Origin of the sequence: Tabrizicola sp. (assembly GCF_030694085.1) — a bacterium.
GTDB lineage: Bacteria > Pseudomonadota > Alphaproteobacteria > Rhodobacterales > Rhodobacteraceae > Tabrizicola.
In genome coordinates this window covers 61,905-75,266 of sequence record NZ_JAUXZE010000005.1, presented here as the reverse complement: position 1 = coordinate 75,266, position 13,362 = coordinate 61,905, and the positions used below count along the sequence as shown (strand labels likewise).

The following is a 13,362-nucleotide window of genomic DNA, read 5'->3' as shown; positions in this document are numbered from 1 at the left end:
GAATTCGCAATGCTGCAATTGCAGTCTTGGCACTGTCAAGTTTCGCAATGGCCGAGCCGGTCACGATCGTGGCACTCGGCGACAGCCTGACGGCCGGCTATGGGCTTGCGGACCAGACGCATGGTTTCGTGCCGGTGCTGGAGGGCTGGCTGCAGGCCAAGGGACATGACGTCACGGTGCAGAACGCGGGGGTCTCGGGGGATACGACGGCGGGCGGTCTGGCGCGGGTTGGCTGGTCACTGGGGCCAGAGGCCGACGCGCTGATCGTGACGCTGGGCGGCAATGACCTGTTGCGCGGGATCGATCCGGCGGCGTCGAAGGCCAATCTGGACGGCATCCTGAAGGAAGCGGAGGCACGGAACCTGCCAGTCCTTCTGGTGGCGATGAAGGCTCCGGGCAACTTCGGGCCAGAGTACAAGGCGGCGTTCGACGCGATGTACGGCGAGTTGTCGACGTCTTACGGGACCCTTTTGGCAGATGACTTCTTCGCGGGCTTGCGGTCTGCGGGGGCGGACCCGTCCGATCCGGCCTCGCTGGCGGCGTTCATGCAGGCGGATGGGCTGCACCCGAACCCGGATGGCGTGAAGCTGATCGTCGACGGGCTGGGGCCGCAAGTCGAGGACCTGCTGGCCAAAGTCGCGCCCTGAGCAATCTGCTGGGCGCAAACCGCAACGCGGAAGCTGTGGCGGGAAAGCTGCTGACAGCCTTGACGGTTGGTCGAACATCCTCGCCAATCTTGCCTCCCGTCGCGCTGCGGATGACAGCGCACCCGGATGCCAACTGGCCGTCGCAGACGACTTGAGGCATCGCTCAAGTGTTGCATCCGGGCGCGTGGCGGGCCACCAAAGGGCGCGGAGGTGCGGCATGGCATGGGAATTCTGGATCGACCGGGGGGGAACTTTCACTGACGTGGTCGGGCGCTTACCCGATGGGCGGCTGGTGACGGTGAAGCTTCTTTCCGAGAACCCCGAACGCTATCCCGACGCGGCTGTACAGGGAATCCGGGATTGCCTGGGGCTGAAGGCCGAAGAGCCGATCCCGGACGGCGCGGTCGAGGCCGTGAAGATGGGGACGACAGTTGCGACCAATGCCCTGCTCGAGCGGAAGGGTGAGCGGGTCGCATTGCTGATAACCGAAGGTTTCGGCGACTTGCTGCGCATCGGTACGCAGGCACGTCCGGCGCTGTTCGATCTGAACATCCGGCGGCCGGACCTGCTTTATGAACGTGTGTTTGAAATCCCGGGCCGACTGGACGCCGAGGGCGGTGAGGTGCGGCCCCTGGACGAAGCGGCTGTCATGGCGGCGCTGCGGACTGCGAGGGCCGATGGCATCGCGGCGGTGGCTGTTGCGCTGATGCATGGGCATCTGAACCCTGTCCACGAGGCGCGCGTCGGGGAACTGGCGAAGGCTGCCGGGTTCACACAGATTTCCCTTTCACACCAGGTATCGCGCCTGGCAAAGCTGGTGCCGAGGGGGGATACCACGGTGGTGGATGCCTACCTTTCGCCGATCCTGCGGCGCTATGTGGCGCAAGTGGAAGGCGCGCTTGATATGGGCCGGGCGACGGGGCGGCTGTTGTTCATGCAGTCAAACGGTGGTCTGACCGAAGCCGGACGCTTCCAGGGGAAGGACGCGATCCTGTCGGGTCCGGCTGGCGGCATCGTCGGGATGGTCCTGACCGGGCAGGCCGCCGGCTTTGACCGCTTGATCGGCTTCGATATGGGCGGCACCTCGACTGACGTAAGTCACTATGCCGGAGTTTATGAACGGTCGTTCGAGACCGAAGTTGCCGGCGTGCGGATGCGGGCACCGATGATGGACATTCATACTGTAGCGGCAGGGGGTGGGTCGATTTGCCGGTTCCGCGACGGAAGGTTTCAGGTCGGACCGGAAAGCGCCGGGGCAAACCCCGGACCGGCGAGCTACCGGCGCGGCGGACCCCTGACGATCACCGATTGCAACGTGATGCTGGGGCGGCTTCACCCGGCGCATTTTCCGGCGGTGTTTGGGCCGGAGGGCGATCAGCCTCTGGACGCAGACGTCGTGCAGAAGCAATTTGCGGCTCTGGCACAGGAGGTTGCGGCAGGAACTGGGCGGTTGGACCCGCCGGAGGTAATTGCCGAAGGGTTCCTGCGTATCGCGATCGACAATATGGCAAATGCAATCAAGAAGATAAGCGTCCAGCGCGGGCATGATGTGACAACGTATGCGCTGCAATGCTTTGGCGGAGCCGGTGGGCAACATGCCTGCAGGGTGGCGGACGCGCTTGGTATGAAAACGGTTTTCATCCATCCTCAGGCAGGGGTGCTGTCGGCGTTCGGGATGGGGCTTGCGCAGCTGCGTGAGCTGCGGGAAGCGCAGTTCGATGCTCCGCTGTCCGCCGATGCGGAGGCTGGGGCCAGAGTTGAGGCCCTGGCGGCGGAAGCGGCCCGCGAACTGGCGGATCAGGGGATCACGGCGCCAATCATCACCCGCACCGCCTACCTGCGCTATGAGGGCCAACACCAGTCTCTGCCGGTGTCGTTCAGCGCGGCGAAAGAAATGAAACATATGTTCACATTGGCCCATCAAGCGCGGTTCGGTTTCGCTTCCCCGGAACGTGCGGTGCTGTTCGAGATGCTGGCGGTCGAGGCCGAGGGCGGTGGCGCGGAGTTGCCTGATCTTGCTCCGGGTGCCGCAGCAGGCAAGCCGGTGGAGCAGTTGACGATCTGGACCGACGGGTCGTGGCATGAGGTCCCGCTGTACCGCCGCGAAGACTGCGGGACACTGACACGGATCGCCGGACCGGCGGTGATCGCCGAGGCCACAGCGACGACTGTGATCGAGCCGGGTTGGGAGGCGACCGTGGACGGGCAGGCGAATCTGATCCTGCGGCGGGTCGAGGTGGTGGCGCGGCCACCGGCGGCTGGAACCGAGGCGGATCCGGTGCTGCTGGAGGTGTTCAACAACCTGTTCATGTCGGTGGCCGACCAGATGGGTGCGACGCTGGCGAACACCGCCTGGTCAGTCAACATAAAGGAAAGGCTGGATTTTTCTTGCGCGATCTTCGACTCGGGCGGCGATCTGGTGGCAAATGCACCGCATGTGCCGGTGCATCTGGGGTCGATGTCGCATGCGGTGAAGACAGTGATTGCCGCCGTGGGCGAGACGGCGCAAGAGGGCGATGCCTGGATGCTGAATTCGCCCTGGAACGGGGGCACTCATCTGCCGGATGTGACGGTCATCACTCCGGTTTTCGTAGGTGGCAGAGCGGCTTTCTGGTTGGGCTCGCGCGGGCATCACGCAGATATCGGTGGGCGGACGCCGGGCTCTGCGCCCCCGGACAGCACGGCGATCGAGGAGGAAGGGGTGGTGATCGACCTCTTCCCGCTGGTCATGCGCGGCACGCTTCGCGAAGTCGAGACGCGGGCGCTGCTCGGTTCGGGTCGCTGGCCCTGCCGGTCGATTGGTCAGAACATGGCGGACCTGAAGGCGCAGATTGCAGCGAACGAGACCGGTCGGCGCGAGTTGCAGCAGGTCGTCGCCTTGCACGGGGCCGAGGTGGTCGCGGCATATATGAGTCATGTCCAGAAGAATGCCGAGGAATGTGTGCGAGCCGTGATCGACCATCTGCATGACGGAACGTTCGTTTATCCGATGGATATTGGAACGACTATTCATGTTAAGCTTTCCGTTGATCGTGTAAGCCGGTCTGCTGTTGTCGATTTCACGGGGACAAGCGCCCAGCACAAGGGCAATTACAATGCGCCGCAGGCGGTGACGCGCGCGGTGGTGCTGTATGTGTTCCGCACCCTGGTCGGAAAGGCGATCCCGCTGAACGAGGGGTGCCTGAAGCCGCTGACAATCATCGTGCCGGAGGGAACGCTTCTGAACCCGGTGGCTCCGGCCGCGGTGATTGCGGGCAACACCGAGGTCAGCCAGTCTGCCTGCAACGCGCTTTACGGTGCGCTGGGGGTAGTGGCGGCGGCACAGGGAACGATGAACAATTTCATCTGGGGGAATGAGCGGTTTCAAAATTACGAGACCATCGCGGGCGGAACCGGGGCCGGACCTGGCTTTGACGGGTGTGACGCGGTGCAAAGTCACATGACAAACACGCGGATGACCGACCCGGAGATCCTGGAAAAGCGGTTTCCGGTGCGGCTGGAACAGTTCGGTATCCGACGCGGTTCAGGGGGCACGGGCAAGTGGCACGGAGGCGACGGCGCGGTGCGGAAGTTGCGGTTCCTGGCGCCGGTGACGGTCACCACGCTGTGCGGCAGCCGAAAGATTGCTCCGTTCGGGGGCGAGGGCGGCGGGCCGGGGGCGGTCGGCGAGAACTGGGTGCATTGGCCCGACGGCCGGACGGAACGGCTGCAAGGCAACGACGAGTGCGACCTGCCCGCAGGCGCGGTCTTCGAGATGCGGACGCCGGGCGGAGGCGGCTGGGGCGCCTAATGGGCGTAGCCCGAGTCCTCGACGTCGAGGATCGCCCGCAACTCACGCAGGTGGTTTTCGGCGAAACCGGGGTAGGCTTCCCATTCGCGTGCGGTCTTTTCTGCGACCTCCTCGGACAGGAACCGCAGTGGGCGGCCGGTCTGCAGGGCGCGGATGTAGGTCTCGGCAGCGCGCTCGAAGTAGTAGAGGCGGTTGAACGTCTCGGCCACCGTGCGCCCGATGACGAGGACGCCGTGGTTGCCCATGATCATCGTGGTGATCTTCGGGTCTGACAGAAGCTGGGCGCAGCGGGCGCCCTCTTCTTCGAAGGCCATGCCGCCGTAATGATCGTCGATGACCTGACGGTTATGGAACATTGCAGTGTTCTGGTCGATTGCAGGCAGGCGAGAATCGGCAAGGCTGGCAAGCACCGTCGCGTGGATCGAATGGACATGCATGACGCAGGCCGCATGGGGCAGGGCGCGGTGGATCGACCCGTGGAGACCCCAGGCGGTCGGGTCTGGTGCGTCGGGGCGGGACATTGTGCTGGGGTCGTTGGCGTCGATCTCGACCAGGGACGAGGCGGTGATCCGGCTGAAGTGGCGACCGTTCGGGTTGATGAGGAACCGGCTCCCCTCAGGGTTTACGGCGAGAGAGAAGTGGTTCGCCACTGCTTCGTGCAGACCCAGGCGCGCTGTCCAGCGAAAGGCGGCCGCAAGGTCCTGGCGCAGGTCCAGGAAAGTCATGTTCGTGTGATGATTCATACAGAGGCCTTTCAGCGAATCAGGCAAGAACCCATTCATGGGCTGCAATGCACGTCAGATTAGGTTAACAGGGCCGCAATGGGTACTTCCGCGTTACAAAGGGGTGAGTCTTGCAACCTGAATGTGGAATGTGGGGTTGGGGTCGGCAACCTTGGCTTGAATGTGGCGCAGTTCGGTAGTTTTTCCTGCAAGTTTCCTTTATTCCGGCGAATGCTCTCCGCATTGTTCAGCGAGATTGGCAGAAGGTAGTGGAGGAGTGCACGTGCAGACTTTCATTCAGACCGGCCGCCAGCAGGTTCGACAGCACACCCTGGGTGTCCGGGTTATGCTTCTTAGCGATGCCTCCAGTGGCCGTACTGCAAGTCGTCTGGCTGACTTTGGCAGCCTGGTTGATGTCACGGACGATCTGGACGGGGCAGTTGCCGCGATCCTGGACGATCCGTTCGGGTATGACCTCTTCGTCATGGACTGCGATGGTTTCGGCGGCGTTGCCGGGGCCGAGCGTGCGGTTGCCGCGCTGATCGCGGGCGCGGCAAAGATGCGGGTGATGCTGATCAGCGGTGAGTTTGACGTGCCGGCCTATCCGCTGGGCCGCCGCACTGCGGTCTGCCTGCCCGAGGATGTGTCCGACGCCAGCTTCCGCATCGGTTTCGATCACGTGCTGCGCGACCGGGCCACGATGACGATGAACTGAAGACGATGAACTGAAGACGGGTGGGGGCGGCGACAAACCGCCCCCGGAGGCTTATGCCAGCGCCAGGTTGGTCGCGCTTTCGCGGCCGTCACGGCCGGCTTCGATGTCGAAGGTGACCGGCTGGCCGTCCTTCAGGCTGCGAAGACCCGCACGCTCCAGCGCGGTGATGTGGACGAATACATCCTTTTTGCCGCCTTCCGGCGCGATGAAACCGTAACCCTTGGTTTCGTTGAACCATTTCACGGTGCCCTTGGCCATCGTGAACTCTCCTGTCTGTCGTCCCGCCCGCGGGATGCGGCGGCTTGGCCCCGTCAGCTTGTGGTCGATTGCTGTGGCCGATGGTCGGAGACAGTGGTCGAAAAGTTAACGTCGCAGAAGGAAAGATAGGCAGGTTGCATCGCGATTCCAAGCGAAAATCATGTAAAAAAGCTTGGTGTCGGCAGGCTGCGGACAAGCCTTTTCAAGGGGTTGGGGCGGTGCTATCCGACGGGCGGTGGGCAGATTGCCCACCCTACGGGCGCGGGCTGGCCGGTCCATGCGCAAAAAGCGCTTCACGGCCTGCGCTTTTCCCCCTAATCGACCCCTGCATCCCGGGGCGGGCGCAGGGGCAAGGTGATGATCTTCACAGTGGCAATCGACGGGCCGGCAGCGGCGGGCAAGGGCACGATCAGCCGGGCTGTGGCCGGGCGCTTCGGGTTCCGGCATCTGGACACCGGGCTGCTGTATCGGGCCGTGGGGGTAAAGGGCGGCGACCCGGCCCAATCCGCGCGGCATCTGACGCCCGAAGACCTGGACCGGGACGACCTGCGCACGCTGGAGGCGGGGCAGGCAGCGAGCCGGGTCGCGGTTCTGCCCGAGGTGCGGGCGGCCCTGGTCGATTTTCAGCGTCGGTTTGCCCGGGCCGACGGCGGCGCGGTGCTGGACGGGCGCGATATCGGCACGGTGATCTGTCCCGAAGCCGAGGTGAAGCTCTACGTCACCGCCAGTCCCGAAGTCCGCGCGCATCGGCGCTGGCTGGAGATCGGTGGTGACGAATCGCGCGTGCTGGCCGAGGTGAAGGAACGCGATGCGCGCGACATGGGGCGGGCCGATGCTCCGCTGCGCCCGGCCGAGGATGCCGTGCTGATCGACACCAGCGCGATGGGCATCGACGACGCGGTGGCGGCTGCCGTTGCAGTGGTGGCAGCGCGTCTGGCCGGAACTTGAACCACTCTTGCGGGTTTCCTTGCAAAGGAGCCTGCCAAATGCCGATCCGATCCTTCGCCGACCTTCGGGATTTTCTGCGCGCCCTGAAAGAGGAGGTCGACCGCGACCGCGTACTGGCCGTCGCGGCGGGAGTGACCTTCTATGCCATTCTGGCCGTCGTCCCGGCGATCACGGCGCTGATCTCGGTCTTCGGTCTGGTGCTGTCGCCCGCCGAGGTGCCGGGCCTGCTGGCCCCCGTCACCCGTCTGATGCCCGCGGAGGCGGCCTCCTTGATCACTGCGCAGGCCGAGCGGATCTCGGGGACTGCGAATGACACGCTGTCGCTGACGGCGCTGATTGCGCTGATGATCGCGCTGTGGTCGGCGAACGGCGGGACGAAGGCGCTGATCGAGGCGCTGGGGATAGCCTATGATGTCAAGGAGACCCGAGGTTTTGTCCGGCTGAACCTGGTGTCGCTGGGCTTCACGCTGGCGGGAATCGGACTGGTGATCGTTCTGGGCGTCCTGGTCGCGGCGCTGCCCTTCCTGGTCAATCAGCTGGGTCCGGTGGGCGAGACCCTGATCCTGGCCCTGCGCTGGCCCGTCATCCTGGTGCTGCTTCTGGCCGTGCTTGCGGCGATCTACTACTGGGGCCCCGACTGGCCCGAACCCGAGTGGGCCTGGATCACTCCGGGCGCTGTGGTGGCCACGGTCGGGCTGATCGCGGCCTCGGCTGGCCTGGCGTGGTATGTCAGCAACTTCGGCAGCTACGACGAGACCTATGGCTCTCTGGCTGCGGTGGTGGTGCTGATGCTGTGGATCTGGCTCTCGACGGTGATGGTCCTTCTGGGCGCCGAGATCAACGCCGAGCTGGACCGGCGCACCGTTCGGCGTGGCGGTTCGGTGCCTGCCGTCTAGGCGCGCGCCCCGGTTTTCCTTGCCTCATGCGGGCGATGGGATTATAGGCCGCCCATCCTGAAAGGACTCACGCCAGCCGGTTTCCCGGACGGCAGCGTTTTTTCGTTGAGGTCAAGACCGGCGGAGCCAACCGCATGGCCTGTGAAATGACGTGAAAAGGAAACTGATCTATATGTGCGCTAAAGCAACCATGGAAGACTTCGAAGCCCTGTTGAAGGAAAGCTTCGAGATCGACACCCCCGAAGAGGGAACTGTCGTCAAAGGCCGCGTGATCGCCATCGAGGCGGGCCAGGCCATCATCGATGTCGGCTACAAGATGGAAGGCCGCATCGACCTGAAAGAATTCGCCAACCCCGGTGAGCAGCCCAACATCAATGTTGGCGACACTGTGGAAGTCTATCTGGACCGCGTCGAGAACGCTCGTGGCGAAGCCCAGATCAGCCGTGAAAAGGCCCGCCGCGAGGAAGCCTGGGACCGTCTGGAAAAAGCCTATGCCGCCGAGCAGCGCGTCGATGGCGCGATCTTCGGTCGGGTCAAGGGCGGCTTCACGGTCGACCTTGGTGGCGCCGTTGCCTTCCTGCCGGGTAGCCAGGTTGACGTCCGCCCGGTGCGTGACGCTGGCCCGCTGATGGGCATGAAGCAGCCGTTCCAGATCCTGAAGATGGACCGTCGTCGCGGCAACATCGTTGTCTCGCGCCGTGCGATCCTGGAAGAAAGCCGCGCCGAACAGCGCGCCGAAGTCATCGGCAACCTCACTGAGGGTCAAGTCGTCGACGGCGTGGTCAAGAACATCACCGAATACGGTGCGTTTGTTGACCTTGGCGGCGTTGACGGCCTGCTGCACGTCACCGACATGGCCTGGCGCCGCGTCAACCATCCGTCGGAAATCCTTGCCATTGGTGAGACTGTCAAAGTGCAGGTCATCAAGATCAACAAGGAAACCCACCGTATCAGCCTGGGCATGAAGCAGCTCCAGTCCGATCCGTGGGATGCCGTCGAGAAGATGTATGCCATCGGCACGGTCCACAAAGGCCGCGTCACCAACATCACCGACTACGGCGCCTTCGTGGAACTGGAAGCCGGTGTTGAAGGTCTGGTTCACGTCTCGGAAATGTCCTGGACCAAGAAGAACGTGCACCCCGGCAAGATCGTTTCGACCTCGCAAGAGGTTGACGTCATGGTCCTGGAAATCGACAGCGCCAAGCGTCGCGTTTCGCTGGGCCTGAAGCAGACGCAGCGCAACCCGTGGGAAGTCTTTGCGGAGACTCACCCGGTCGGTTCGTCGATCGAAGGCGAAGTCAAGAACATCACCGAATTCGGTCTGTTCGTCGGCCTCGACAACGACATCGACGGCATGGTCCACCTTTCGGACCTGTCCTGGGACCAGCGCGGCGAAGAAGCGATCCAGAACTACCGCAAGGGCGACACGGTTCAGGCCGCTGTCACCGAAGTGGATGTCGAGAAGGAACGCATCTCGCTTTCCGTCAAGGCTCTGGGCGACGACACCTTCACCGATGCCGTTGATGGCGTGAAGCGGGGCGCGGTGATCACCGTGGCCGTGACCGCCATCGAGGACGGCGGGATCGAGGTCGAATACAACGGCGCCAAGTCGTTCATCCGCCGTTCGGACCTGGCCCGCGACCGTGCCGACCAGCGCCCCGAGCGCTTCCAGGTGGGCGACAGTGTCGACGTCCGCGTGACCAACATCGACCCGAAGACCCGCAAGCTGGGCCTGTCGATCAAGGCGCGCGAGATCGCCGAAGAGAAGGAAGCCGTCGAACAGTATGGCTCGTCCGATTCGGGCGCGTCGCTGGGCGACATCCTGGGTGCGGCCCTCAAGGACCGCAGCTAAGCCGTCAGGTCACTGAACCTGCGATTGAATGGAAAGGCCCCGCTACAAGCGGGGCCTTTTCGTTTGGGCCAAGTCCCGGTTTTTGTTTGCTTGAATTCAAATCCTGCCGCTATAGTCTCGCGAATACAACATCGTGGCGGCCGCCTGCCAGCGACCGAACCACAGGGGGGGACTACGGATGATCCGTTCGGAACTGATCCAGAAGATCGCGGATGAGAACCCGCATTTGACGCAGCGGCACGTCGAGCGGATCGTGAACACCGTCTTCGAGGAAATCATCGAAGCCTTGGCCAAGGGCGACCGGGTCGAACTGCGCGGCTTCGGGGCCTTCTCGGTCAAGGCGCGCGACGCCCGCGTGGGCCGCAACCCCCGGACGGGCGAGGCGGTGAAGGTCGACGACAAGAAGGTTCCCTTCTTCAAGACCGGCAAGCTTCTGCGCGACCGGCTGAACGGCAAGTAACCCCCCTTTGCCTTGCACCCGACCCGGATCGGGTCGATATTGGTTCGGAAGCCTGGGGCACCGAAGCAAATGATCCGCTACCTGAGACTGATCCTTCTGGCCCTGCTGGGGCTGTTCTTGCTGACGGTGGCGCTGGCCAATCGCGCCGTAGTGCCGGTGCGGCTTTTGCCCGAGGATCTGGCGGCGCTGACCAGGCTGACCTGGGCGATGGAGCTGCCGCTGTTCCTGATCATCTTCGGCGGGATCATCGCGGGTGTTCTCATCGGCTTTGTCTGGGAATGGTTTCGTGAACATGGCCACCGTGCCACCGCCAGCCAGAAATCCCGCGAGGTCGCGCGGCTGGAGCGGGAGCTGGCAGTGCTGAAGGATGCGACTTCGGTCCCGCCGAAGGATGAGGTTCTGGCGTTGCTGGAAAAGCCCTGAGATGGATGTGCGCGTCAAGATCTGCGGACTTCGGACTGCCGGGGATGTGGCTGCCGTGGCCAGGTCCGGCGCGGCCTATGCGGGGTTCAACTTCTTCCCGAAATCGCCGCGCTATGTGACGCCCGCCGAGGCGCGGTCTCTGGCGCTGGAGGCCCCGGACGGGCTGTGCAAGGTGGCGCTGGTCGTCGATGCCGATGACGCCTTGCTGGAGTCCATCCTGGCCAAAGTGCCGCTGGATATGTTGCAGCTGCACGGTCACGAGACGCCCGCGCGCGTCGCCGAGATCAAGGCGCGCTATGGCCTGCCGGTGATGAAGGTGATCGGCGTGGCAACTGAGGCGGACCTGGCGGATCTCCTGGATTATCAGCTGGTGTCGGATCAGATCCTGGTCGATGCCAAGGCCCCGAAGGGCGCGGTCCTGCCAGGCGGCAATGGGCTGACCTTCGACTGGCGGCTTCTGGTCGGGCGCAAGTGGTTGAAGCCGTGGATGCTGGCGGGCGGGCTGACCCCGGACAATGTGGCGCAGGCGGTCCGGTTGACCGGCGCGCGGCAGGTCGACGTGGCAAGCGGCGTCGAAAGCGCGCCGGGGGTCAAGGATGCCGCGAAGATCGCAGCTTTCGTCGAAGCGGCGCAGGGCGTGAAAGCCGGCGTGCCGATCCTGCGATGATCCGTTTCCGCGATGCCACCCGTGACGATGTGACTGCGATTGTCGGACTACTGGCAGACGATACGCTGGGCAAGGACCGTGAGCAGGCAGCCTCTGACGCTTACCTTGCCGCCTATGACGACATTGTGGCCAACCCCATGCACCAGTTGATCGTGGGTGAGGCCGATGGCCGCATCATCGCCTGCTGCCAGTTGACCATCCTTGCGGGCCTGTCGCGTGGTGGCAATCGCCGGGCGCTGGTCGAGGCGGTGCGCGTCGCGGCGGATCTGCGGTCTCAGGGCATCGGCGCTAAGCTGATGGCAGAGTGCGAGACGCGGGCCAGGGCGGCGGACTGCACCATCATCCAGCTGACCACCGACCGCAGCCGCGAAGAAGCCCATCGGTTTTATGAGCGGCTGGGCTATCTGGCTTCGCACCTGGGGATGAAGAAGCCACTTTGACGCCGCCCGCATAGGGCGCTAGATGCACTATCAAACAAGGGGGTGCGCGATGGCCGAGGACGGGTTGAACAGCTTCATGACGGGGCCGGACGAGCAGGGGCGCTTCGGCCTGTTCGGCGGGCGGTTCGTCAGCGAGACGCTGATGCCGCTGATCCTGGAGCTGGAAGAGCGCTACAACTTCGCCAAGACCGACCCGACATTCTGGGCCGAGATGGACGATCTTTGGAAGCACTACGTCGGCCGACCCTCGCCGCTGTATTTCGCGCCGCGTCTGACCGAACACCTGGGCGGTGCCAAGGTCTACATGAAGCGCGACGAGCTGAACCACACCGGCGCGCACAAGATCAACAACGTGCTGGGCCAGATCATCCTGGCGCGGCGGATGGGCAAGACCCGGATTATCGCGGAAACGGGTGCTGGCCAGCATGGCGTGGCGACGGCAACGGTCTGTGCCAAGTTCGGGCTGCAATGCGTGGTCTACATGGGCGCGCATGACGTCGAACGCCAGGCGCCGAACGTGTTCCGCATGAAGCTCTTGGGGGCCGAGGTCATTCCGGTCACCTCCGGTCGTGGCACGCTGAAGGACGCGATGAACGACGCGCTGCGCGACTGGGTGACCAACGTGCGCGACACCTTCTACTGCATCGGCACGGTTGCGGGGCCGCACCCCTATCCGGCAATGGTGCGCGACTTCCAGTCGATCATCGGCAAGGAGGTCCGCTGGCAGCTGGCCGAGCAGGAGGGCGAAGGTCGCCTGCCCGACGTGCTGGTCGCGGCCATCGGCGGCGGGTCGAATGCGATGGGGCTGTTCTACCCGTTCCTCGACGACAAGTCGGTGCGGATCGTGGGTGTCGAAGCGGGCGGCAAGGGCGTCGACGACCGGATGGAGCATTGCGCCAGCCTGACTGGCGGGCGGCCCGGTGTGCTGCATGGCAACCGGACCTATCTGTTGCAGGACGCGGACGGGCAGATCCTGGAGGGCTTTTCGATCAGCGCGGGCCTCGACTATCCCGGGATCGGGCCGGAACATTCCTGGCTGCACGATGTGGGCCGCGCCGAATATGTTTCCATCACCGATGCCGAGGCGCTGGAGGCGTTCCAGCTGTGCTGCCGCCTGGAGGGAATCATCCCGGCGCTGGAGCCGAGCCACGCCCTCGCCCAAGTGATGAAGCTGGCCCCGACCCTGCCGGAGGACCAGATCATCGTGATGAACATGTGCGGTCGGGGCGACAAGGACATCTTCACCGTCGCCAAGCACCTTGGCTTTCAGATGAAGGTCTGACCCCCCTAAACTTTTGACCGATAAAGGCCCGTGGCACCCCGCTGCGGGTCTTTTCCATTTCCACGAGTCAGGGCTGCCCGTGTTGTGCTTTTCCCCTGCAAGGCGGATCGGGCCGGTTTTGTCAGGCTTTTGGCATAAACCTGGGTTTATTGCCGCAAACCGTTGGACTAGGTCCCATCCCCTAAACCGCCGTGCAATGGTAAGCTTGGCGTGGATACGGCTTTCTCCTCTCATGCTCTCGACGGTGGTCATGCGGCCCCTG

The 13,362-nt window shown here is 64.0% G+C and carries 13 protein-coding genes; 11 read left to right on the top strand and 2 right to left on the bottom strand.

The features are described 5' to 3' along the window. The first annotated feature begins 47 nt into the window (after window positions 1-47). Both Q8M85_RS00700 and Q8M85_RS00695 read left to right on the top strand, forming a co-directional pair. On the top strand, window positions 48-647 hold the full coding sequence (locus tag Q8M85_RS00700) for an arylesterase (RefSeq protein ID WP_371135157.1): 600 nt from the start codon (window positions 48-50) through the stop codon (window positions 645-647). Between the two features lie 217 nt (window positions 648-864). Further along, window positions 865-4,437, top strand: coding sequence for a hydantoinase B/oxoprolinase family protein (locus Q8M85_RS00695; RefSeq protein WP_305539057.1), 3,573 nt, complete (start codon window positions 865-867; stop codon window positions 4,435-4,437). On the opposite strand, the gene Q8M85_RS00690 is transcribed toward Q8M85_RS00695, so the two are convergent. Then, on the bottom strand, window positions 4,434-5,162 hold the full coding sequence (locus Q8M85_RS00690; RefSeq protein WP_305539055.1) for a class II aldolase and adducin N-terminal domain-containing protein: 729 nt from the start codon (window positions 5,160-5,162) through the stop codon (window positions 4,434-4,436). The two genes, Q8M85_RS00695 and Q8M85_RS00690, sit on opposite strands and share 4 nt — an antisense overlap. A gap of 280 nt (window positions 5,163-5,442) precedes the next feature. Between Q8M85_RS00690 and Q8M85_RS00685 the strand changes: the two genes are divergently transcribed. Further along, window positions 5,443-5,874 (top strand): hypothetical protein, encoded by a 432-nt coding sequence (locus tag Q8M85_RS00685; RefSeq protein WP_305539053.1) that lies wholly within the window; start codon window positions 5,443-5,445, stop codon window positions 5,872-5,874. Window positions 5,875-5,925: 51 nt separating this feature from the next. Here Q8M85_RS00685 and Q8M85_RS00680 read toward each other — a convergent pair whose 3' ends face one another. After that, window positions 5,926-6,132 (bottom strand): cold-shock protein, encoded by a 207-nt coding sequence (locus tag Q8M85_RS00680; protein ID WP_103258321.1) that lies wholly within the window; start codon window positions 6,130-6,132, stop codon window positions 5,926-5,928. A 357-nt stretch (window positions 6,133-6,489) separates the two neighbouring features. Here Q8M85_RS00680 and Q8M85_RS00675 point away from each other — a divergent pair, with 357 nt between their 5' ends. The 8 genes from Q8M85_RS00675 (at window position 6,490) to trpB (ending at window position 13,100) form a co-directional block, all read left to right on the top strand. Next, window positions 6,490-7,080 carry a d(CMP) kinase gene (locus tag Q8M85_RS00675; protein WP_305539048.1) on the top strand — a complete coding sequence of 197 codons (591 nt, stop codon included), beginning with the start codon at window positions 6,490-6,492 and terminating at the stop codon, window positions 7,078-7,080. A gap of 38 nt (window positions 7,081-7,118) precedes the next feature. After that, window positions 7,119-7,976, top strand: a complete 858-nt coding sequence (locus Q8M85_RS00670) for a YihY/virulence factor BrkB family protein (RefSeq protein ID WP_305539046.1) — start codon at window positions 7,119-7,121, stop codon at window positions 7,974-7,976. Window positions 7,977-8,148: 172 nt separating this feature from the next. After that, complete coding sequence (gene rpsA / locus Q8M85_RS00665) at window positions 8,149-9,828, top strand: 30S ribosomal protein S1 (protein ID WP_305539044.1); 1,680 nt, start codon at window positions 8,149-8,151, stop codon at window positions 9,826-9,828. Window positions 9,829-10,006: 178 nt separating this feature from the next. After that, window positions 10,007-10,288, top strand: a complete 282-nt coding sequence (gene ihfB, locus Q8M85_RS00660) for an integration host factor subunit beta (RefSeq protein WP_294983597.1) — start codon at window positions 10,007-10,009, stop codon at window positions 10,286-10,288. A 69-nt stretch (window positions 10,289-10,357) separates the two neighbouring features. Then, window positions 10,358-10,711, top strand: a complete 354-nt coding sequence (locus Q8M85_RS00655) for a LapA family protein (RefSeq protein ID WP_305539040.1) — start codon at window positions 10,358-10,360, stop codon at window positions 10,709-10,711. Between the two features lies 1 nt (window position 10,712). Continuing rightward, the gene (locus tag Q8M85_RS00650) at window positions 10,713-11,378 is read left to right on the top strand and encodes a phosphoribosylanthranilate isomerase (protein WP_305539038.1); all 666 of its coding nucleotides are present in this window, start codon (window positions 10,713-10,715) and stop codon (window positions 11,376-11,378) included. Then, entirely contained in the window at window positions 11,375-11,818 is a 444-nt protein-coding gene (locus Q8M85_RS00645; protein ID WP_305539036.1) for a GNAT family N-acetyltransferase, read from the top strand. Before Q8M85_RS00650 ends, Q8M85_RS00645 begins: the two co-directional genes overlap by 4 nt. Window positions 11,819-11,867: 49 nt before the next feature. After that, complete coding sequence (gene trpB / locus Q8M85_RS00640) at window positions 11,868-13,100, top strand: tryptophan synthase subunit beta (protein WP_305539034.1); 1,233 nt, start codon at window positions 11,868-11,870, stop codon at window positions 13,098-13,100. The last annotated feature ends 262 nt before the right edge of the window (window positions 13,101-13,362 follow it).

Excerpts from the sequence above, each read along its gene's own strand:
- Q8M85_RS00700 (WP_371135157.1), top strand. The coding sequence starts at position 48 with ATGGCCGAGCCGGTCACGATCGTGGCACTCGGCGACAGCCTGACGGCC.
- Q8M85_RS00695 (WP_305539057.1), top strand. The coding sequence starts at position 865 with ATGGCATGGGAATTCTGGATCGACCGGGGGGGAACTTTCACTGACGTG.
- Q8M85_RS00690 (WP_305539055.1), bottom strand. The coding sequence starts at position 5,162 with ATGACTTTCCTGGACCTGCGCCAGGACCTTGCGGCCGCCTTTCGCTGG.
- Q8M85_RS00680 (WP_103258321.1), bottom strand. The coding sequence starts at position 6,132 with ATGGCCAAGGGCACCGTGAAATGGTTCAACGAAACCAAGGGTTACGGT.
- Q8M85_RS00675 (WP_305539048.1), top strand. The coding sequence starts at position 6,490 with ATGATCTTCACAGTGGCAATCGACGGGCCGGCAGCGGCGGGCAAGGGC.
- Q8M85_RS00670 (WP_305539046.1), top strand. The coding sequence starts at position 7,119 with ATGCCGATCCGATCCTTCGCCGACCTTCGGGATTTTCTGCGCGCCCTG.
- rpsA (WP_305539044.1), top strand. The coding sequence starts at position 8,149 with ATGTGCGCTAAAGCAACCATGGAAGACTTCGAAGCCCTGTTGAAGGAA.
- ihfB (WP_294983597.1), top strand. The coding sequence starts at position 10,007 with ATGATCCGTTCGGAACTGATCCAGAAGATCGCGGATGAGAACCCGCAT.
- Q8M85_RS00655 (WP_305539040.1), top strand. The coding sequence starts at position 10,358 with ATGATCCGCTACCTGAGACTGATCCTTCTGGCCCTGCTGGGGCTGTTC.
- Q8M85_RS00650 (WP_305539038.1), top strand. The coding sequence starts at position 10,713 with ATGGATGTGCGCGTCAAGATCTGCGGACTTCGGACTGCCGGGGATGTG.
- Q8M85_RS00645 (WP_305539036.1), top strand. The coding sequence starts at position 11,375 with ATGATCCGTTTCCGCGATGCCACCCGTGACGATGTGACTGCGATTGTC.
- trpB (WP_305539034.1), top strand. The coding sequence starts at position 11,868 with ATGGCCGAGGACGGGTTGAACAGCTTCATGACGGGGCCGGACGAGCAG.